Genomic DNA, 289 nt, shown 5'->3' on the forward strand with positions numbered 1-289 from the left:
CGATGCTCCAGCGCGCCCACCACCATGGCTTCCCGGCTTGGAAAATACTTGTAGAGCGTCCTCAGGGACACGTCGGCTCCCGCCCGCAGTGCTTCCACGCCTTGCTCGGCAAAACCTTGTTCGGCAAACTGCCGGTCGAGGTCGCTCGCGATCTTCTGTTTTGTCGTGCTCATGCGTCCAACGGTAGAGTGAACGCTCTACTTTGCTGGCTTGAAAGCGACTCCTTTTGGTAGGACAACGCCGCCCTGGAGCAAGGCGCGGTGGCGGGAATACTCCTGACGCAGTTCCG

Annotated in this window: 1 protein-coding gene; it reads right to left on the bottom strand. The window is 60.2% G+C overall.

The genetic code is table 11. The features are described from left to right. On the bottom strand, positions 1–173 hold a 173-nt coding region (locus tag EN846_RS34605), incomplete at its 3' end, for a helix-turn-helix domain-containing protein (protein WP_135928165.1). Positions 174–289 lie beyond the last annotated feature (116 nt).

Origin of the sequence: Mesorhizobium sp. M4B.F.Ca.ET.203.01.1.1 (assembly GCF_004791025.1) — a bacterium.
GTDB lineage: Bacteria > Pseudomonadota > Alphaproteobacteria > Rhizobiales > Rhizobiaceae > Mesorhizobium > Mesorhizobium abyssinicae.